At 64.9% G+C, this 18,987-nt stretch carries 14 protein-coding genes and 1 other RNA gene; 7 read left to right on the top strand and 8 right to left on the bottom strand.

Annotation, left to right across the window (positions count from 1 at the left end):
• The first annotated feature begins 379 nt into the window (after window positions 1-379).
• Both rtcR and rnpB read left to right on the top strand, forming a co-directional pair.
• Complete coding sequence (gene rtcR / locus ACSQ22_RS10525) at window positions 380-2,014, top strand: RNA repair transcriptional activator RtcR (RefSeq protein WP_436130254.1); 1,635 nt, start codon at window positions 380-382, stop codon at window positions 2,012-2,014.
• A gap of 10 nt (window positions 2,015-2,024) precedes the next feature.
• Window positions 2,025-2,364, top strand: an RNA gene (gene rnpB / locus ACSQ22_RS10520) — RNase P RNA component class A.
• A 110-nt stretch (window positions 2,365-2,474) separates the two neighbouring features.
• Here the strand turns inward: rnpB and ACSQ22_RS10515 are convergent.
• The 6 genes from ACSQ22_RS10515 to ACSQ22_RS10490 form a co-directional block, all read right to left on the bottom strand.
• The gene (locus ACSQ22_RS10515; RefSeq protein ID WP_436130253.1) at window positions 2,475-3,719 is read right to left on the bottom strand and encodes a M48 family metallopeptidase; all 1,245 of its coding nucleotides are present in this window, start codon (window positions 3,717-3,719) and stop codon (window positions 2,475-2,477) included.
• A 2-nt stretch (window positions 3,720-3,721) separates the two neighbouring features.
• Complete coding sequence (locus ACSQ22_RS10510; RefSeq protein ID WP_436130252.1) at window positions 3,722-4,990, bottom strand: YjgN family protein; 1,269 nt, start codon at window positions 4,988-4,990, stop codon at window positions 3,722-3,724.
• Between the two features lie 374 nt (window positions 4,991-5,364).
• Window positions 5,365-6,150: an rRNA pseudouridine synthase gene (locus ACSQ22_RS10505; protein ID WP_436130251.1), complete on the bottom strand. Its 786-nt coding sequence runs from the start codon at window positions 6,148-6,150 to the stop codon at window positions 5,365-5,367.
• A gap of 158 nt (window positions 6,151-6,308) precedes the next feature.
• Window positions 6,309-7,982, bottom strand: coding sequence for an MBL fold metallo-hydrolase (locus ACSQ22_RS10500; RefSeq protein ID WP_436130250.1), 1,674 nt, complete (start codon window positions 7,980-7,982; stop codon window positions 6,309-6,311).
• 95 nt (window positions 7,983-8,077) lie between these two features.
• Complete coding sequence (locus ACSQ22_RS10495; protein WP_306555971.1) at window positions 8,078-8,275, bottom strand: hypothetical protein; 198 nt, start codon at window positions 8,273-8,275, stop codon at window positions 8,078-8,080.
• Between the two features lie 126 nt (window positions 8,276-8,401).
• The gene (locus ACSQ22_RS10490) at window positions 8,402-9,106 is read right to left on the bottom strand and encodes a glutathione S-transferase N-terminal domain-containing protein (protein ID WP_436130249.1); all 705 of its coding nucleotides are present in this window, start codon (window positions 9,104-9,106) and stop codon (window positions 8,402-8,404) included.
• A 116-nt stretch (window positions 9,107-9,222) separates the two neighbouring features.
• Between ACSQ22_RS10490 and dapF the strand changes: the two genes are divergently transcribed.
• The 5 genes from dapF to ACSQ22_RS10465 all read left to right on the top strand — a co-directional run bounded on the left by dapF (window position 9,223) and on the right by ACSQ22_RS10465 (window position 14,655).
• Window positions 9,223-10,104: a diaminopimelate epimerase gene (gene dapF / locus ACSQ22_RS10485; RefSeq protein ID WP_121422302.1), complete on the top strand. Its 882-nt coding sequence runs from the start codon at window positions 9,223-9,225 to the stop codon at window positions 10,102-10,104.
• The gene (locus ACSQ22_RS10480) at window positions 10,101-10,790 is read left to right on the top strand and encodes a DUF484 family protein (RefSeq protein WP_055399608.1); all 690 of its coding nucleotides are present in this window, start codon (window positions 10,101-10,103) and stop codon (window positions 10,788-10,790) included. Before dapF ends, ACSQ22_RS10480 begins: the two co-directional genes overlap by 4 nt.
• A 45-nt stretch (window positions 10,791-10,835) precedes the next feature.
• A complete protein-coding gene (locus tag ACSQ22_RS10475) occupies window positions 10,836-11,813 on the top strand; it encodes a tyrosine-type recombinase/integrase (RefSeq protein WP_436130248.1) in 978 nt (325 codons plus the stop codon).
• A 192-nt stretch (window positions 11,814-12,005) separates the two neighbouring features.
• Window positions 12,006-12,677: a signal peptidase I gene (gene lepB / locus ACSQ22_RS10470; protein ID WP_436130247.1), complete on the top strand. Its 672-nt coding sequence runs from the start codon at window positions 12,006-12,008 to the stop codon at window positions 12,675-12,677.
• 262 nt (window positions 12,678-12,939) lie between these two features.
• Window positions 12,940-14,655 carry an IPTL-CTERM sorting domain-containing protein gene (locus tag ACSQ22_RS10465; protein WP_436130246.1) on the top strand — a complete coding sequence of 572 codons (1,716 nt, stop codon included), beginning with the start codon at window positions 12,940-12,942 and terminating at the stop codon, window positions 14,653-14,655.
• Window positions 14,656-14,717: 62 nt separating this feature from the next.
• On the opposite strand, the gene ACSQ22_RS10460 is transcribed toward ACSQ22_RS10465, so the two are convergent.
• Both ACSQ22_RS10460 and ACSQ22_RS10455 read right to left on the bottom strand, forming a co-directional pair.
• Window positions 14,718-16,487, bottom strand: coding sequence for a sensor histidine kinase (locus ACSQ22_RS10460; protein WP_436130245.1), 1,770 nt, complete (start codon window positions 16,485-16,487; stop codon window positions 14,718-14,720).
• Complete coding sequence (locus tag ACSQ22_RS10455) at window positions 16,484-18,979, bottom strand: PAS domain-containing sensor histidine kinase (RefSeq protein WP_436130244.1); 2,496 nt, start codon at window positions 18,977-18,979, stop codon at window positions 16,484-16,486. The genes ACSQ22_RS10460 and ACSQ22_RS10455 overlap by 4 nt, the downstream gene beginning before the upstream one ends.
• Window positions 18,980-18,987: the final 8 nt, after the last annotated feature.

Genomic DNA, 18,987 nt, shown 5'->3' with positions numbered 1-18,987 from the left:
CTTTCGGGGGGCTCTACCAGACTGAGCTACCAGTGGTGGCAAGCCGGGAGTCGAACCCGGCGCGTCCTCTTGCGAGGCGTCACCACGACCTTGCCGTTACCCAGCGTTTGCGGTGTGCGGCATGCAAGGAATCGACAAGGCCTTGAGAGCCCGGAATCCCTGCACCGGCGGGGCGAACGTTGGTCCTAACCCCGGCCTGTGAGCGGTCACCGCTTGCACTGGATGTCTTATCTATTGCCAGATGCGTGCCAGTTTGCGTTTTTTCGACTGAACTGCTTCAACCCATTGATTTATATGCAGAAATTCCATTCAATGATTTTTTATTTGTTTAAGAAATGTGAAATAACTAGAATGAAAGCTAAATAAATAGATAAATAGCATGCGCAAAAACAAAGTCGTGATCGGTTTCCTTGGCACCCAGCTCGACTCCGGCCGGGGCGCGGGGCGGTGGGAGAAGTGGCGCCCCACCGTATCGCTGGTGCAGCATGAGGACGTGGTGATCGAGCGGCTGGAGCTGCTCTACACGCCGCCCCACCAGGACTTGGCGCAACAGGTGCGCGCGGACATGGTGATCGCGTCCCCCGAGACCACGGTGAACCTGGTACCCCTGCCCATTGCCGACCCGTGGGACTTTGGCGAGGTGTATGCGAAGCTCTTTGATTGGGCGCAGCGCTACCGCTTTGACACCGAGCGCGAGGAATACTGGACCCACATCACCACCGGCACCCACGTGGCGCAGATCTGCCTGTTCCTGCTGGTGGAGTCGCGCCGCATTCCGGGCGTGCTGGCGCAGACCTCGCCGCCCAAGCGCCAGCAGATGGGCGACCCGGGCAGCTACACGCTGATCGACCTGGACCTATCGCGCTACGACGTGATCGCGCAGCGCTTTGGCGCCGAGCAGCAGGACGCGGTGCAGTTCCTCAAAAGCGGTATTGCCACGCGCAACGCGCGCTTCAACGCGCTGATCGACGAGGTGGAGCGAGTCGCGGTGCGCTCGCGCGCGCCCATCCTGTTCACCGGGCCCACAGGCGCGGGCAAGTCGCACCTGGCGCGGCGCATGTACGAGCTGAAGAAGGCGCGCCACCAGGTCGAGGGCGAATTTGTGGAGGTGAACTGCGCCACGCTGCATGGCGACGGCGCGGCATCCACGCTGTTCGGCCACAAAAAGGGCGCTTTCACGGGCGCGGCAGCCGACCGTGCGGGGTTGCTGCGCACGGCGCACAAGGGCGTGCTGTTCCTCGACGAGATTGGCGAACTGGGCCTGGACGAGCAGGCCATGCTGCTCAAGGCTGTGGAAGAAAAACGCTTCTACCCCATGGGCAGCGACCGCGAGGTGGCCAGCGACTTCGAGCTGATCGCCGGCACCAACCGCGACCTGCGCACCGAGGTGGCGGCCGGGCGCTTTCGCGAAGACCTGTATGCGCGCATCAACCTCTGGAGCTATGTGCTGCCCGGCCTGGCGCAGCGGCCTGAAGACATCGAACCTAATGTGGACCACCAGCTGGCCCGCGCAGGCGCCGAACTGGGCCGCAGCGTGCGCTTTTCCAACGAGGCGCGCGCCGCCTACCTGCGCTACGCCCAGTCGCCCGAGGCGCTGTGGACGGGCAACTTCCGCGACCTCTCCGCCAGCGTGACGCGCCTGGCCACGCTGGCCGACAGCGGCCGCATTGGCCTGTCCCTGGTCGAGGCCGAAATGGCCCGCCTGCGCTGGCTGTGGCAACCCGCCAGCGATGCGCGCAACGGTTTGGCGTTCACGCCCGGCGTGTTGGGCCGCGACGATCTTGCGGCCCTGTTGGGTGAGGAAGCGGTGGGAACCATGGACCTTTTTGATCAGCTGCAGCTGGCGGCGGTACTGCATGTGTGCCGCAACGCCCGCACCCTGTCGGACGCTGGGCGGCAACTGTTCCAGGCCTCGCGCACGCAGCGCACGGTGGTCAACGACGCGGACCGGCTGCGCAAGTACCTGGCGCGTTTTGGTCTGGACTGGGATCGCGTCGCGGCCGCTGGGCGATAATCCACCCCGTGAAGCGCGCCAGACCGCCGCTGGTGCAATCTGGGAAACCAGGCACTGGAGGAACGTCCGGACTGCACAGGACAGCGTAGCAGCTAACGGCTGCCCACCGTGAGGTGAGGATCAGAGCAACAGAGACGAGTCCCGGGGGAGTGCCGCAAGGCAAACCACCGGGGGTGAAACGGGCAATCTCTACGCGCAGCAATACCAAGTAGGCCAACGTTGATGTGGTTCCGCAGAGTTGGCGGGTAGGTAGCACCGAGCCGTGGTGGCGACACCCGGCCCAGATTAATGGCGGTCACACTGCGGGCAACCGTGGTGCACAGAATCCGGCTTATCGGCGCGCTTCACACTTTATTTCCCATCCCCGGTTTCCCCACCGCGGTTCCCAGGCCCTTCGCGCCTCAAGCTCTGCCGATGGCGGGAATAAGCCGGCCTTGCCCAGCAAAGGGCGGGGGCTGGCTCAGTTTTTCGCGCAATGGGGCGCATGCCCCTTTTCCAGCTCGCTGGCTCGCGCCACGGTGTCGGGGTGGCTGCTGAGCAGCGACCAGACAGGGTGCGAGGCCATCTCTTCCGCCGTCTTGCGCTGGCGCGAGCGTTCGGGGCTGCTGGCGCCGGGTTTGGCCGTGGGTGCGGCTGCCTGGTTCTGGCCTGCTTTCTCTTCTTCTTCTTCTTCTTCTTTCTTCTTGTTTTCTTCTTCTTCCTCTTCGTCATGGGCAATGGCCAGCAGCAGCTTGCCCATGGGCGCCGTGGGCAAGGCCGTGTGGTCCATGAGGGCGATGGCGTAGCAGTCGGCTTCGCGTTCGTGGGTGCGGCTGTAGGCCAGGCCGGTCAGCACCGAGGCGCCTGTGGACACCACGGCCGAAACGTCCCCGAGCGCCAGGCCCAGGCCCATGTTGAGCACGCCTTGTTCCACCACCATGCGCGTAGTGTGGCGGTACACCACATGGCCGATCTCGTGGGCCAGCACGCCCACCAGGGCGTCGTCGGGCAGGCCCTGGTCGGTGGCGGTTTTCACGATGCCGTCGGTCATCACGATCTTGCCGCCGGGCAGGGCAAACGCATTGGCGCCCATGCCTGATCGGAACTCCAGCGACAGCGGCGGACGGTAGTCGGGGTAGCGGTGCATGGTTGTGGGCGTCTGCTGCACCAGGGCGTCAAAGCGGGCCTTGAGCTGCTCCTGCCGCTCCTTGGGGAGCTTGCTGGGCTTCAAGGTGCCGTCGTCCATCTGCTTGAGCACGTTCTCGGCCACGCTGGTTTCCCAGCCCAGGGGCACAAAGCGGGTGAGCTGTGTGGCTGCCCAGGGCGTGCCATAGCGGTAGAACAGCGTGAGGCCGATGACGGCGGCGGCTGTCACACCCAGCAGCACGGGCCAGCGGGTCTGCATGCGCTGGGCCAGGCCGGGGCGTTCGCCAGCGGCTGCGAGGGCGGCACGCCAGTCGCTCACGGCATCGATCTCCAGGCTGCCGTGGTCCCGCAGGTCCACGACCACCAGGGGCTGGGGCTTGTGTTCGTTCCAGGCCTCTGGCCAGCCCACGTCCTTCCAGGCGAACACGACCGGCTCGGCGCCCGGCGGTGAGAGCGGGTGCAGCACCAGCGACGGGCCCTGGGGCGTGGCCCGCAGGCCCACCATCACGGGGCGGGCTCTGCTGCTCTGGCCGTCGAACCAGCGTCCTTGGATCAGGTCTGCGTTCACTGGGGCGGGCATGCTCAACCGATGAGGTCCAGGCCTGCCGCATCGGCCAGCGCATCGCCCAGGCCGCCCTGTTGCTGGCGCACCATGGCGCCCGCCACCTGTTCGACGCCGCCCTTGACGTGCAGGGTGACGGATTCGCATTTCATGCGGTATTCACTCACTCGTGCAAACGGGCGGTAGAGGCCGAGCGTGAGCAGGGTGAGCAGCATGTTCTTGATGCGCAGCCCCACGTAGCTGCCGCTCTTGAGGTGGCACTTGAACCGTGCCACATGGCTCACGCCGATGTTGTTCCACATGAGCTGGAACATGCGCGCCTCGCGGTAGGCGCGGGCGGGGGCCGACGCCAGGATCAGCATGAAGATGCCCGCGATGATGGACACGATGATCACCAGAATCATCCACAGGCCCATGCGGTTGCTCTGACCGGCGAACAGGGCGATGGAGCTGCCCGCCAGCACGCCAATCAGCACCGAGAACCCCACCACGGTCAGCACGAAAACGGCCACCGTGGCCAGCCACACCTTGACGAAATCCATGTACACCGGCTTCCAGCGGCCTTTTTCGGCGCCTACCTGGGCCTTGAGCACCAGCAGGCTCTTGTAGTTGTATTCCAGGCGGATGAAGCACAGCACGGTCAGCACCAGGCCCAGCAGCAGCAGGGCGCCCATGGCCGGGGTGAACGAAGGCATCTTGGGGTTGGCGGCTTCGTCCTCCACCTCCTGCAAGACGTCGGCCAGTTCGGGCGAGAGGATCTGCATGCCAAAAAACACGCCGAACCACACCAGCGCCAGCGCAAACAGGGGCCAGCTCGCGAGGTAGACCTCTTTCCAGTGGGCGGTGAACTGCAGGCGCAGGCCGCGCCAGCGCGTGGCGCCCAGCCGAAAACGCATGGCACTGCCCCAGATCAGCGGCGAGAGCACGGCGCCCGTCAGCAGCAAAACGCCCACGGCAGCATCCTGCCCCGTGTTGGCGGCAATGTTGTAGGCCAGGGTGATGAGCATCAGCAGCACGAAGCCCATCACCATCTTGCGCTGCTGCGCAGTGAATTCGAGCGGGCTGCCCGCCACCAGCGTGTGGCTGTAGAAGTATTGCGCCGTGCGGCGCCGGGCCCAGGGGGTGTAGATGCCCAGCGTGACGATGGACAGCAGCACGTTGACGATCCACACCCGGAAGTATTCGCCCCCGCTGCCCGTGAACTCCATCGGGTGTGCATCGATGTTCTGCGGCATGAACGTAGACATCGGCCCCGCAGCGCTGTCTCTGTCTGATGAAACTTGGCTCATGAACTCCCTCCTGTTTGCCGCGCAGTGTAGCAGCGGTCTGTGGAAGAAAAGTTTATGCCGAATTGGCCTCTGGCGCTTTTCCATAAAGTGCTGGCAGCTATGAATTTGATAGCTGTGAACTTGTCGCTTGGAAGCTGGGGCTTACCGTTCGGGCCGAGCATGTCCAAGCTTGGCGCCTTGCTTCGACAAGCTCAGCGTGAACGGTTTGGGTTGGTCTGATACCGAACCCGTCGGCAGGGTCGCCAAGCGGACAGTCGCACCGACGTAGCCACGGGGCACGCGGCCAGACCAGTGCCACCGTGGAACTGGCTTTGCCAGGCCACCGGTGGCGTCCCCCCCGGGGGGGACGGCGCCGAAGGCGACTCAGGGGGGATTCAAAATCTTTCCCAAGGCTGCAAATACCGCCACTGCCCTTCAGGTACCTTCGCCAGCGGCACGCGGCCGATGCGGATGCGCTTCAAGGCCACTACGGCTAGGCCCACGGCCTCGCACATGGCCGGGATCTGGCCGGGGCGGATGCCCTTGAGGGCAAAGCGCAGCTTGGTCTCGTTTTGCCAGCTCACCTTGATGGGCGGCAGCGGGCGGCCGTTGAACGAGAGGCCGTGGCACAGGCGCTGCAGCCCGTTCGGTGCAATGTCGCCTTTTACCTCCACGATGCACTCCTGCTCCAGCGACTCGATGTCTTCCGCCAGCTTGCGCGCGATGCGCTTGTCCTGCGTATAGACCACCAAGCCACTGGCCTCGGTGGGCAGCGGGGTGAAACATTCCAGCTGCTTGAAGTGGCGCTGCAGCACGCGGATGCCTGAGGCGTCCTCAGGCAGGTGGGATGCCGGGCTCAGCAGGGTGGTGGCCGCAGTGGCGCCCTGGCTGCGGCTGGCGTGGGCCGCCTGCCCGGCGGGCAGACCCAGGCCCGCTTCAAACCCCACTGGCTTGTGTAGCAGCAAGGTCACCGGGGTCAACTCCAGCAGGCTGGCGTCTGGCGCCACCGTCACGGCCTGGTCGGGGCGCACGCGTGCGCCGGGGGCTTCCACCACCTGGCCGTCCACGCTCACAAAGCCGCCTTCGATGAATTGCTCGGCCGTGCTGCGCGAGCAGTTCAGTTGGTCGGCCACACGCTTGGCCAGGCGGATGTGGGAGGGGTCGGGGTTTTTGTCATTCATGGGTTGGGGCGGCTTTCTTTGTTGGATGGATTGTGTGGGCACGCCTCTTGTTGTTCGTGGCGCGTGCAGCGGGCGCGCTCTCCGCCAGGGACGCCAAGCAAGGGCCGCCCCGCAGCGAGGGCGTCGTCCCCCGGATGGGGGAAGGCGCCGCGGGCGACTCAGGGGGCGAACATTCTTATTCGCTCCACATGCGCCAGGAGCGAGCGCTGCGCAACGGGCCACATGCGCGGCGGCACGTCGGCGTAGGCGTGCCGCACCCAGTCTTCCATGCTGCCCTGGGGCAGCGCCTGCATGGCGGCCAGCACCTTGGCCTCGCGTGCCAGGCGGTGGGCCTTGAGCTTGGCGATGGCGCCACGGGCATCGCCCAGAACATAACCGTGCGCAGGCAGGATGAACTCCACGCCATGCTCGGCGCACACGGCGTCGAGCTTGTCCAGCGAATCGAGGTAGTCGGCCATGTTGCCGTCAGGTGGGTCCACCACCGTGGTGCTGCCGTTCAGGACATGGTCGCCGCTGAACAGCAGGGCGTCTTCCACCAGCAGCAGGCACAGGTGGTTGGCGGCGTGGCCCGGGGTGTAGATGACCTGCAAAGTATGGGTAATATTGCCCTCTGGCGCTTGTCCATCAAGCGCGAGTAGCTCATTATTTTGTAGCGATCTGTCGGGTGTGAATGTGCTGGCCGTGCGCGCGGTGGGCGCCGAGGGCAGGCCCAGGATGGGGGGCCGGGCTTTGCCCGCCTGCACACACAGTGCCTGCAGCGGCGCGGCGCCCGGCGAGTGGTCGGGGTGCGAATGGGTGCACACGATCATGCGGATGTCGCCGCCCGCCGCGCGCCAGAGCTTGTCCAGGTGTTCGGGGTCTGCCGGGCCGGGGTCGATGGCGATATAGCCCGTGGCGGGGTCGCCCACCAGGTAGCTGTTGGTGCCGGGGCCGGTCATCACGCCGGGGTTGGGGGCGGTCAACCGCTGTACGTTGCGCAGCAGCGGCACGGGGCGCTCGGTTTGCCAGTCCAGCGGGTGCACGATCTGGCCGTCGGGGCACACCAGGGCCAGCTCGCCGTAGGGCATGTCGCTTTCCATGTACCGCGCTTCCTTGCCCGCCAGCGTGCCCGCGCGCGGGCAGCTGGTCCACAGGGGCAGCTCGTGGGCCAGCGCGTCAAACACGGCCTGGGTGGTGGCAAACGTGGCCAGCCGCTGCAGCGTGCGGATGGTTGGAAAGATCATGAAGAACTGCCCCGCCTCATGCCGTGCCAGCGCATCGGCCGGGCGCACCCAGACGGGCTCGAACTGCTCGGCCTCGTCAGCCACAGGCTCCTGGCCCTCGGGCATGCGGGCGACGAGAAATGGCACGTCGAAGCGGCGCGGCAGGTCGCGGTCGGTGATCCAGTGGGCCAGCATGAAAACGCTGTCGGCCGCCAGCCGCAGGCCGCGCGCGGTGCATTGCGCCACAAAGGGCTGGTGGCGGTCGATGGCGGCGATGTCCTGCGCATCGGCCATCAACCCCTTGCGGGGGCCGTCGGCATGGCGGGCCAGCAGCACACCCAGTTCTTCAAAACTCTCACGGATGGCGGCGATGGCCTGGGTGAGGTGCAGGTCGCTTTGTGTGGGGCGGCGGTCGGCGGCGGTGTGCGATTGCGCATCCAGCGCATCGATGCCCCCGCCCGGGAACACATAGGCACCCGGTGCAAAGCTGGCCTTGTCGGAGCGCCGGGTCATGAGGACTTCGATGCCTCCCGCATTGCCGGGTGCATCGCGCAGCAGCAGCACAGTGGCGGCCAGGCGGGTGGCTACAGGTTCGCGGTAGGGGTGCAGTTGTTGGCTGGTGCGGGGCATCGGGCCATTATCGAGGGGAGGCGCGCCATGTGCACACCTCCCACTTCGGTACGGCCCATGGGCCGTACTACGGCGGGTGTGCTGGGGTCGCCCACTCAGCGCATCGCCCGCAGCTGCTGCAGGCGCAGCAGCACCGCATCAATGACGGCGTTGGCGCCTTCCACGTCGCAGCTCCACAGCATCTCCAGCAGCTCGATCAACGCGATGGCGTTGGTCTCCTGCAGTGCCGCCTGGGCAGCTGCCTGGAGGTTGTGTGCGCCCAGATCGTCCAGAACGTTGACGGTCAATCCCATGGGGTACTCCCTGATTTTTTAAGGAGGTCCATCGTAGGCGCGCGGCGGCCGTGCGGCGGGCTGGTCGGCATGATCAATATCAAGGGCGGGCGAGAAAGAAAGCGACAGTGCGCACCCCCTCCTCGCTCAACCGCGTGCCGGAATTGCCAGACCCCTGACCACCGCCGGGCGTGCCACAAACACGTCCAGCACGCGCTGCACGTCGGTGAACTGGCCAAACTCCACCAGGTCGCCCGCGCCGTAGAAACCAATCAGGTTGCGCACCCAGGGCAGGATGGCGATGTCGGCAATGGTGTACTGGTCGCCCATCACCCACTGGCGGCCTGCCAGGCGCTGGTTCAGCACGCCCAGCAGGCGTTTGGATTCGGCCACATAGCGGTCGCGCGGGCGCTTGTCTTCATAGTCCTTGCCCGCAAACTTGTGGAAGAAGCCGAGCTGGCCGAACATCGGGCCCAGGCCGCCCATCTGCCACATCACCCACTGGATGGTTTCGTAGCGCGCAGCGGCCTCCTGCGGGATCAGCTGGCCGGTTTTCTCGGCCAGGTACAACAGGATGGCGCCGGATTCGAACAATGCCAGCGGCTGGCCGTCCGGGCCGTTGGGGTCGAGGATGGCGGGGATCTTGTTGTTGGGGTTGAGCGACAGGAACTCGGGCGAGGTCTGGTCGTTGGTGTCAAAGCTCACCAGGTGGGGTTCATACGGCAGGCCCAGCTCTTCGAGCGCAATCGACACCTTCACGCCGTTGGGCGTGGGCAGCGAATACAGCTGGAGGCGGTCGGGGTGCTGGGAGGGCCATTTGTGGGTGATGGCGAAGGCGGAAAGATCGGGCATCAAAGAGTCCTTGGCGGGTGGCAGCCAGAGCGGCGCCCAAAGAGCGCAAGCCTAATGGGGCCGTGAAACCGGCGCTGCCTGAGGTTATTGGCGGCCCACCGACGATAATCTGACGGATGCAGATTCGCTTTACCAAAATGCAGGGCGCGGGCAACGATTTCGTGGTGCTCGACGAAACGCAGGGCCGCCTGGGGCTCAGCACCGCCCAATACCGTTTTCTGGCCGACCGCCACTTCGGCGTGGGGGCCGACCAGATCCTCACCGTGCGTCCTTCGCCCGCTGACGGTATCGACTTCGAATACGTGATCCACAACGCCGATGGCGGAGAGGTGGAGCAGTGTGGCAACGGCGCCCGCTGCTTTGCGCGCTTTGTGCACGACAAAGGCCTGTCGGGCAAAGACACCCTGCGGGTGCAGACCCAAAGCGGCGTGATCGCCCCCCGCCTCACGCCCGATGGCCGTGTCACCGTGGACATGGGCCGCCCGCAGTTCGATCCCGCGCAGGTACCGTTCGATGCCAGCGGCCTGAGCCCTGTAGAGCAAGGATCAGGGCAAAAATGGCCTCTAGCGCTGGATGGTAAAGCGCTAGTAGCTACTGTTTTGATAGCAGTGGTCTCCATGGGCAACCCCCACGCCGTACAACTGGTGGACAACGTGGACACCGCCCCTGTCGCCGAAGCGGGCCCTTTGATCGAGCGCCACGCGCGTTTTCCGCAGCGCGTGAACGCAGGCTTTTTGCAGATCGTGGACCGCACCCACGTGCGGCTGCGCGTGTTCGAGCGCGGTGCTGGTGAGACCCTGGCCTGCGGCACGGGCGCCTGCGCCGCCGTGTCGGCCGGCATCCGCCTCGGCTTGCTCGATAACGAGGTGCATGTGGACACGCGCGGCGGCCGCCTCACCATTGCCTGGAGCGGTGCCGACACCGATTCCGTTTTCATGACAGGCCCCGCCACCACGGTGTTCGAAGGCCAGATCGATATTCCTGACACCCTCCTATGACGTCCCACATCCCACCGATCACCGAAGACGACATCGCCCAGTTCCTCACCAACACGCCGGGCTTTTTCGAACGCCATGCCGAGGTGCTGGCCAGCGTGCAGATCACCAGCCCCCACGGCGCGCGCGCCGTGAGCCTGCAGGAGCGCCAGGCCGAAATGCTGCGTGAAAAGATCAAGGGCCTGGAGCAGCGCATCATGGAAATGGTGCGTAACAGCACCGAAAACGCTGCCATTGCCAACAAGGTCCACCAATGGACCGGCAGCCTGCTGCAGGTGCGCGACCCGTTCGACCTGCCCCAGGCCGTGGTGGATGGTGTACGCACCCTTTTCGACGTGCCCCAGGCGGCGGTCCGCGTGTGGGAGGTGGCCGCGCCGTACATCGACGCCGACTTCACCCAGGGCGCCAGCGAAGACGCCCGCGCGTTCGCCTCGTCGCTCACCATGCCGTTCTGCGGCCCCAACCTGGGTTTCGAACCTGCCGCCTGGCTGGCCAACGAGGCGGGCGAACCCGCCCAGTCGCTGGCTCTGCTGCCGCTGCGCGCAGGCGCCATCGACAGCGCCACGCCCGCGTTTGGCCTGCTGGTGCTGGGCTCGCAAGACCCGCAGCGTTTTGATGCCACGATGGGCACCGAATTTCTGTCGCGCATGGCCGAGCTGGCCAGCGCCGCATTGCTTCGTCTGAAGTAGCCAGACGGCCAGCGGCCACTCTGCGGCGGCTCAGCCACGGTAACCATGTCTGACACGCCCACTGCGCCCACCACGCTCGACCCCCACGTCCTGCGCTACCTGGAGCACGTGCGCGTCGAAAAGCGGCTGGCAGCGCGCACGCTCACGCTCTACACCCTGGACCTTGAAAAGCTCGCGCAGTTTGCGGCGGCGGTCAGCGTGCCGCTGCTGCAGCTGCAGACCGCACACATCCGCCGTTTTGTCGCGCAGATGCACAGCGGCGGGCGCAGCGGGCGCGGCATTGCGCTCATCCTCTCGGGCTGGCGCGGTTTTTTCATCTGGGCGGGGCGGCAGGGGCTGATTCCGCACAATCCGGTGCAGGACGTGCGCCCCCCTAAGGCGCCCAAGCCACTGCCCAAGGCGCTGGGCGTGGACGACGCCGTCCGGCTGGCCGAATTCGACAACACCGGCGCCGACCCCTGGCTGGAGGCGCGCGATGCTGCGATGGTCGAGCTGCTCTACGGCTGCGGCCTGCGCGTGGGTGAACTCGCGGGGCTCGACGCCATCCCCAATGCCGACACGCAGCGCCAGGGCCGTGGCTGGGTGGATCTGCAAGCCGGGGAGGCCCATGTGTTCGGCAAAGGCAGCAAGCGCCGCAGCGTTCCCGTGGGCAGAGCGGCCACGGCAGCGCTGCAGGCCTGGCTGCAGCTGCGGGCCACGCCCTTCGGCGGTGAAGGATCAGCGCGGCTTGACACCGCACTGTTCGTCGGCCAGCGCGGCAAGCGGCTCACGGCGCAGTCGATCTGGCTGCGCCTGCGCCAGCGCAGCCAGCAGGCGGGGCTGACCACGCCCGTGCACCCGCACATGCTGCGCCACTCCTTTGCCAGCCACCTGCTGCAAAGCAGCGGCGACCTGCGTGCGGTGCAGGAGCTGCTGGGCCACGCCAACATCACGACCACACAGGTCTACACGCGCCTCGATTTTCAGCACCTGGCCAAGGTGTATGACGCGGCGCATCCCCGAGCTAGAAAAAAGCCCCCCTGAGCGGCTGCGCCGCTTCCCCCAAGCGGGACGCTCCCCCTGGCCCGGCAAAGCCGGTTCCACGGGTGCACTGGAATTGGCTGCGCTCACAGCAAGTACTGTGGGAGATCCGCAATGGCCTGTCTCACGGAACCAAGTTGCAACAGGGCGCATCCGAGCAGAGCGCTTGCTTTGAAGCTACTTGGAGTTGTCGTCATGCTGCTGAACTGGATCAAATCGAACCGTGGGTTCATCGTGCTGCTGCTGTGTTTCGGCATCTTCCGCACGGCGGTGGCCGACTGGAACCCCATCCCTTCGGGGTCGATGCGCCCCACGCTGCTCGAAGGCGACGTCGTTTTTGTCAACCGCCTGGCCTACGATCTGAAGCTGCCACTGACCGATGTGGTGCTCGCCCGCATGGGCGAGCCCGAGCGGGGCGATGTGGTCACCTTCTCGTCGCCGCGCGATGGCACGCGGCTCATCAAGCGCATTGCGGCGTTGCCCGGCGATACTGTGGAAATGCGCGACGAGGTGCTGTACCTCAACGGCGAGGCGGCGCGCTATGACGCGCCCGAAGCGGTGACCGAAACCCTGGCGGAATGGGGCGCCCAGGTGCCTGCCACCCGCTGGACGGAGCACCTGCTGGGCCACGAGCGCCGTGTGCAGTGGCTGCAGGGCGTGACCGCGCACCGCAGCTTCGGCCCGGTGACGGTGCCCGAGGGCGAATACCTGGTGCTGGGCGACAACCGCGACAACAGCGCCGACTCGCGCTACATCGGGTTTGTGCCGCGCCACCTGCTCATCGGCCAGGCGCGCCGGGTGCTGGTGTCGGCCGACATCCTTGCCAATTGGGCCCCGCGCCTGGGGCGTTTCGGTCACGCGCTTTGATTCGGCGCGAGCGCTGAACCGCGTTGTGCGGTGGGCGCTGAGAGGCATTGTGGCCACGTCCGCTACTCGGGCAGCGCTTCACTTTCGCCTTGATTGGTCGCATGCAAGCATGGGGTTGAGCTCGCTGGAGGCGTGAGGGACGGGGGCTGCTGACCCCGCATTCAGAGGGAATAACTCTGGAGCTTGCGGCCGCCGCAGGTAGCAGATTGTCAACAAATGTTGCATTTCGGTGGCGCTTGTCGCTTTGCGTAACAGCCCTCCTATGATCGCGGCCACACTTTTGAGCCTGTCCCGATCTATGCGCTTCTCTGGTTCTCTGCTGCGTCCCCCGACCTTGTCTGCCGTGCTGATGGGTGCGGCTTCTTTGCTGAGCGGCTTTAACGCTGGCGCTCAGACTCTGGACGTCTACCTTTCACCGCCCGGCGAACAGAACACGACGCGATCGGGCGCCATTGTTGAAACCTTCTCGGATGCAGCTGGGGCAATTGGTGCGACGGGGAGTTTTGCCATCGGGGCTTGGACGGGTGCCACCGGGGGTGTCAACCGCACTGCGGCGGACCAGTACGGTGGCGCAGATGGGACAGGGAACTACCTTGCAATAGGAAACGGCAACCAGGTCACCATCACCCTGATTGGCGACCGGAAGTACGTTGGATTCTGGTGGTCGGCGGGGAATGCCGGCAACACCATCGAGTTCTATGACGACACCAACACCTTGTTGGCGCAGTTCACGACGAACTCGCTGACAACGCTGCTGGGTGGGGGCGGCAACATCACGGCGATCGACGGCAATTCGTACGCCAAGGCGGACTACTTTGGCAACCCCAATCCGCCTGCGGGTCGCAATACAGGAGAGCCCTATGGCTACATCAACCTGTTGCTGCGGGGGGCCAGCGTCAATTTCAGGACCATCGTTGTCCGCCACGCTGGAGGAGGGGGCTTCGAGCTGGACAACCTGGCCGTGACCGATGCAGCCACGGTGCCAGGCACCTGGGTGGATGTTGGAACCGTGACGGTGACCTTGCCGCCTGGAGCCATCGGCGCTGTGGACGACACGGCCACCACCCCGTTCAACACCCCTGTGCCGGGCAATGTGGCCACCAACGACACGACCGTGGCTGGCTCCACTTTTGCCGTGGTTGCGACACCCGCCAACGGCTCTGTGGTGCTCGATCCATCCACGGGGGCCTACACCTACACGCCGCAACCTGGTTTTTCAGGCCAGGATACGTTCACCTATCAACAGTGCAAGCCAGCACCTGATCAGGCAACCTGCGTCCCCGCTACGGTCACAGTGACCGTCGGCCCGAATGCGGTAGATGACAATGCAGGCCCCGCCACCCAAGGGGTGCCGTTCAATGCTTCGGTGACAGGCAATGATTCCGCCCCGGTGGGTTCCACGTACGCGGTGCTCGCGAGCACCGCCAACGGCACCCTGAATCTGAACAGCGCGACGGGTGCCTATACCTACACGCCGAATGCTGGCTTCAGCGGGACCGACACATTCACCTACCGGGTGTGCCTGCCTGCTCCGAACGCGGCTCTTTGTGACGATGCGACGGTGCAAATCTCGGTGGTTGCGCAGGTGCCCCCTGTGGCCCTGTCCGTGTCCGTTGCGGGCGTGCCGACCATTGGGCAACCCGCCACAGGCAACTACACCTACACGGACGCCAATGCAGACGTGCAGGGTGCGTCCACCTTCCGCTGGGTGCGTAGCCCCAGCAACAGCGTGGCGGCAGGAACGAATGTCGCCACAACGATGGGGTATACCCCGGTGGCAGGCGATATGGGCAACTTCCTGTTTTTCTGTGTGACGCCAGTGGCCGCTACCGGGGCCACGCCGGGTCTGGAAGTGTGTTCGCCGGCAAGCCAGATCGGGTTTGCGTCACCCATTCCTACGCTGTCCCAGTGGGGGATGATCATTTTATCGATTCTGATGGGCTGTTTCACCACGGCCTTTGCACGCCGTCGCCGCTGATGCATAACCAATGAACTACTGCGGTGTCGGTGTATCGGCCCCGCAGTGGTAAGCAATGCGGCTTATACGAACGGCGGGGCGGCTTTCGGCGGAATTTGCAGAGGCAGCGACAGCGTAAATGTGGAGCCCTCGCCCACCCGGGACTTGACGGTTAACGTGCCGCCCAGCAGTTGGGCAAGCGCACGAGACAGCGACAGCCCCAGTCCGGTGCCCCCGTGTTGGTAGCTGACGCGGGCGTGGCCCTGGCTGAACTTTTCGAAAATGACCTCGTGCAGGTTTTCCGGGATACCCGGGCCTGTGTCTGTGACATGGAACTGCACATGGTGACCGTCTGCGCTGGTATCCACGGCCAGGCACACGGTGCCCGACGGGGTGAATTTGATGGCATTGGACAAGAGATTGTTCAGGATCTGCTTGAGCTTGAGGCGGTCGGTTAGCAGAGAGTTCGGGACGTTGGCGGCCGTGGTCGCCGTGAGCGCCAGCGATTTGGCCACTGCACTGACACGGAACAGCTCGATCACATCGTGCAGCAGACCGGGCAGTTCCACGGACTCGGGGTGCGCTGGCATGGCACCCGCTTCAATCCGCGCCAAGTCGAGGATTTCCGTCAGCAGAGCGTTCAGGTGTTCTGCGCCCTGGCGAATAAGGCTCGATTGTTCCCGGGTCTGTGGATCGTTGCTGCGCAGCTCCATGAGTTCGGCAAAGCCGCGGATGCTTGTCAGCGGAGTACGCAGCTCGTGCGACATGGCGGCCAGGAATTCGCTTTTGGCCTGGTTGGCGCGCTGGGCTTCGGCCTCGCTGCGGGTCAGGGCCGCGTGGCTGACCGCCAGCTTGCGTATGCTTCCCAGAAATACGGCGACAAAGGCCACAACCGCCAGGCTCAACAGTGCCGTCAACCACAGGATCGTGTTGCGTGTGGTGCGCCAGCGGGCGAAAGAGTGTTTTTCTGAGGTGCCGCTGAGTACGGCAAGCGGGTAACTTCCGACACGGCTGAAACCAATAATGCGCAGTCTGGCGTCGGACGATGGCGACAACATGGCCCCGCTGTCCTGGCTGCGCAGTGCTTGCAGGAGGGGTGCGGGCAGCTGCATCCCAACTTCTGTGCTGGCCCCCCCCAACACACGCACGCGGATCACTCCGTCAAGCCCCGCAAGTCCCACACCGCCGTCGCTGCCCAGTTGCACGCCCCGGTACACGTCGGCGAAATGGCGTGGATTGAGTGACGCCACCACCACCCCCAGGACGCGCCCATCAGCGGCCGTGACCTTGCGCGAGAGCTGGATGGTGGATACCCCCGACACCTTGCCCAGCAGGGACTTGCTGATGAAAAGGCCGTTGTGCAGCATGCCAGAGCTGGGCGGGGCCGCTTCGGCGGGCAGCAAGTGCACCCGGATATGGTCGCGGTCCATCAGGCTCACATGGTTGCTGCGCGAGCCGTCGGGGTCTAGGTTGCTGCCCTGAAAGCGGCCATCGGGGCCCACGAAGGACAACTGCGTCAGGATGTGCGGCACCATGCCGGTTTCATTGGCGATGGTTGCCAGGTCCTCTCCGTTGAGTGGTCCGTCTTCGGCGGTATGCTGCAAACGCCACATGGCCTGGTCCACCGTGTCCAGGATGCGCAGCGTATGCTCCTTCAGTGCCAGGGCGGTGTTGGTGTTCTGGCGCATCTCGGCGTCCAGGGTTTCCTTCCACTGCCAGCGCAGCATGGCGGCCATGGTGGCCCAGGCACCCAGCAGCACTACAGCGCTGAAAACGCAGGCCACCACAAAGTACATCAGCGCCGGGCTGCTGCGCCAGTCGGAGGATTGGGGCTTGCTGGGCTTCCTGTTCATGTGAGCGGGGCTGGCATCGTGTCCGTGTAGCCTGCGGTGAGCAGCATGATATGGAAGATGGTACCGCCGTCGGGCCCGTTGGTGGCATGGATGCGCCCCCCATGTGCTTCGACGATCTTGCGGCATATCGCCAGGCCCAGGCCCGTTCCGCCGGAGCCATCGCGCGTCTTGCTCGATTGCACGAAGGCCTGGAACACGGTCTCCAGCTCTGCGGGAGGAATGCCCGGGCCTTGATCGCACACCTGGATGTGGATGCTGTGGTCGTCCGAGACTCCGGCGGTGATGTCGATGATGCTGTCTTCGGGCGAGAACTTGATGGCGTTGCTCAAGACATTGCGTACCACTTGCTGAAAGCGCGATGGATCCACTTTGGCGATCAAAGGCATGCGGCCCAGTCGCAAGCCCAAGCCCAGGCGTTTGCGGTCTAGCAGCAACTCCATCTCTGCCGCCACTTCCTCGATGAGATCGCGCACGTCGGCGCGCTCGAATTGGAAGGCTCCAACCGTGCTCTCGATCTTTGCGATGTCGAGCAGGTCATTGACCAGCACCAGCATGCGCTGGCCCGCGTCGTGGATGTCGCTGAACATGGACGCTAGCTTGGATTGATGACGGCCCCGCGCCAGTCCTAGTTCGGAGAAGCCTAGGATGGATTGCAGGGGCGTGCGCAACTCGTGGCTGATGTTGGCCACAAATTCCGACTTGGAGCGCGACGCCTCTTCGGCCAGATCGCGCGCGGCCCGGAATTCCGTGATGTCCATCTTGGCGGTCAGGATACCGATGGGCTGCTTGCCGTTGGTGGTGACGAGCACCTTGGTGACCTGCACATCCCGGAAGCTGCCATCGGGTCGGCGCATGCGCTCTTCGTAACGGACACGACCGCCCTCGCGCAACAGTTGTTCTTGGTGTTCGCAGTACACCTGCGCCTCCTGCTTGGGCAGAAAGTCGATGTTGCGCATCCCCAGGACGCTTTTGCGCGAGAGACCCATGAAACTTTCCCAGGCCTGATTGACCGAGAGAAGACGTCCTTCAGTGTCGGTCATGCAGATGGGCAACGGGTTGCATTCGAGCACCTGGCTTGTGAGGGCCAACTGCTCTTGCAGGCTTTGCTGGGCGGCCAGCAGGGCTGTCACATCCACCGCGCTGCCCGCAAAGCCGCGCAACTGACCCGACCGGTCACGCAGCGGAACCACCGAGATGTCCAGCGCGCGCGTTTCTCCAGCGGGTCCCGTGAGGCGGACCTGCGCCATGCGCACGCCCGGGGGCTGGGTGGCGTCGAACAGGGCATCCACGCCATCGCGGCACTCGGGGTGGACGACGTCCCGCAGACGCTGGCCTCGGGCCATTTCAGCGGGCTGGTTGGTAATGGCATGCCAGCGGGGATTGACGAACCGGATGGTCCCTTGGGCATCGGTGCGGAAGATCAGCTCCTGAACACTTCGGAACAGGACCGACAGCTCTTGTTCGCGCCGTGCGGTTTCTTGCTGGGCCTCATCGCGTTCACGTTGCGCAACTTCTTTTGCGCGGGCATTGCGCCAGGACGCATGGGTGAGAAGTCCTATCAGCGCCAAGGCCACCCCCATGAACAGCAGCGGTCCTCGCATTGCGGCCAGCCACTGCTGGGTCGTGGCTTCATAGGGTTGCTCTACAAAAGCCACCAGAGGCTGGCTATTGGAACTGCGCCAGGCGCCCAGGCTATGGGCCTGAAAGGTTTGCAGCGGGCCGTAAGTTCCTTTGTGCGCTGGCAGCAAACCCTGGAACAAAGGGTGGGAGCCCAGGCTGCTACCAAGATTCAAGGTGTCGTTGCCGACCTGGGTGAGCAAGGTCCCGTTGTCCAATGCCAGCATGACCTGTGTGCCAGGGTGGCCTGCCTCCATCAACTGCCGCTGGTAGGTGGCCAGGGCGTCGGGATTGATCTGTGCCACCAACGTCACCACAGCGTTCGATGGCAGGCGAACCAGGCGCACCATGGGAATGTAGCCAAGGCCCGCTGGCACGGCTGCATTGCGCATATCTTGGGTGAGTGTGCGGCCACGCACCCAGGCTCCAATGACCACCCGCTCATCGGTCGCTGGTGAAGGAGGCAGGCGCTGCAGATCCACCTTGCCACCCCGGTCCGAGGCGGTCGTGGAGGCCAGCACCAGCCCTTCGGAGCTGACGATGGCGATGCTGCGCAGAAAAGGCAGGCCTTGCAAGCGGTAAGACTGCTGTGCTTCGAGCTGCGCGGGAGTGTGATTCTCGGTGGTCAGGTTTTTCGCAAGGCTGTCCAGGGTGAGCTTGGTGTTGTCGAAAACTTGGCTGGCGTGCGACTCCATGACGCTGGCCAGTAGTTCGAGCTGCTTGCGGTCCTGAGCTTCTGTGCGGCGGAACTCCAGCCACATCAGCGATGCGGTGCCGACGATTACGGCCAGCATGAGAAGTGTGCCCCCGAAGAGCGCCCTGCTGCTGGCTACTTCCAGCAGGCTGAGCTTGGCAAAGGGAATGGATCGTTTCATGGCAGAGG

The organism is Acidovorax sp. LjRoot38 (assembly GCF_964252975.1).
GTDB classification, from domain to species: domain Bacteria; phylum Pseudomonadota; class Gammaproteobacteria; order Burkholderiales; family Burkholderiaceae_C; genus Acidovorax; species Acidovorax facilis.
The sequence above is the reverse complement of the archived record's forward strand: the minus strand, read 5'-3'. Positions and strand labels throughout refer to the sequence as shown.

Excerpts from the sequence above, each read along its gene's own strand:
- ACSQ22_RS10480 (WP_055399608.1), top strand. The coding sequence starts at position 10,101 with ATGACGTCCCACATCCCACCGATCACCGAAGACGACATCGCCCAGTTC.
- lepB (WP_436130247.1), top strand. The coding sequence starts at position 12,006 with ATGCTGCTGAACTGGATCAAATCGAACCGTGGGTTCATCGTGCTGCTG.
- ACSQ22_RS10460 (WP_436130245.1), bottom strand. The coding sequence starts at position 16,487 with ATGAACAGGAAGCCCAGCAAGCCCCAATCCTCCGACTGGCGCAGCAGC.
- dapF (WP_121422302.1), top strand. The coding sequence starts at position 9,223 with ATGCAGATTCGCTTTACCAAAATGCAGGGCGCGGGCAACGATTTCGTG.
- ACSQ22_RS10490 (WP_436130249.1), bottom strand. The coding sequence starts at position 9,106 with ATGCCCGATCTTTCCGCCTTCGCCATCACCCACAAATGGCCCTCCCAG.
- ACSQ22_RS10515 (WP_436130253.1), bottom strand. The coding sequence starts at position 3,719 with ATGCCCGCCCCAGTGAACGCAGACCTGATCCAAGGACGCTGGTTCGAC.
- ACSQ22_RS10505 (WP_436130251.1), bottom strand. The coding sequence starts at position 6,150 with ATGAATGACAAAAACCCCGACCCCTCCCACATCCGCCTGGCCAAGCGT.
- ACSQ22_RS10465 (WP_436130246.1), top strand. The coding sequence starts at position 12,940 with ATGATCGCGGCCACACTTTTGAGCCTGTCCCGATCTATGCGCTTCTCT.
- ACSQ22_RS10510 (WP_436130252.1), bottom strand. The coding sequence starts at position 4,990 with ATGAGCCAAGTTTCATCAGACAGAGACAGCGCTGCGGGGCCGATGTCT.
- ACSQ22_RS10475 (WP_436130248.1), top strand. The coding sequence starts at position 10,836 with ATGTCTGACACGCCCACTGCGCCCACCACGCTCGACCCCCACGTCCTG.
- ACSQ22_RS10500 (WP_436130250.1), bottom strand. The coding sequence starts at position 7,982 with ATGCCCCGCACCAGCCAACAACTGCACCCCTACCGCGAACCTGTAGCC.
- ACSQ22_RS10495 (WP_306555971.1), bottom strand. The coding sequence starts at position 8,275 with ATGGGATTGACCGTCAACGTTCTGGACGATCTGGGCGCACACAACCTC.
- rtcR (WP_436130254.1), top strand. The coding sequence starts at position 380 with ATGCGCAAAAACAAAGTCGTGATCGGTTTCCTTGGCACCCAGCTCGAC.
- ACSQ22_RS10455 (WP_436130244.1), bottom strand. The coding sequence starts at position 18,979 with ATGAAACGATCCATTCCCTTTGCCAAGCTCAGCCTGCTGGAAGTAGCC.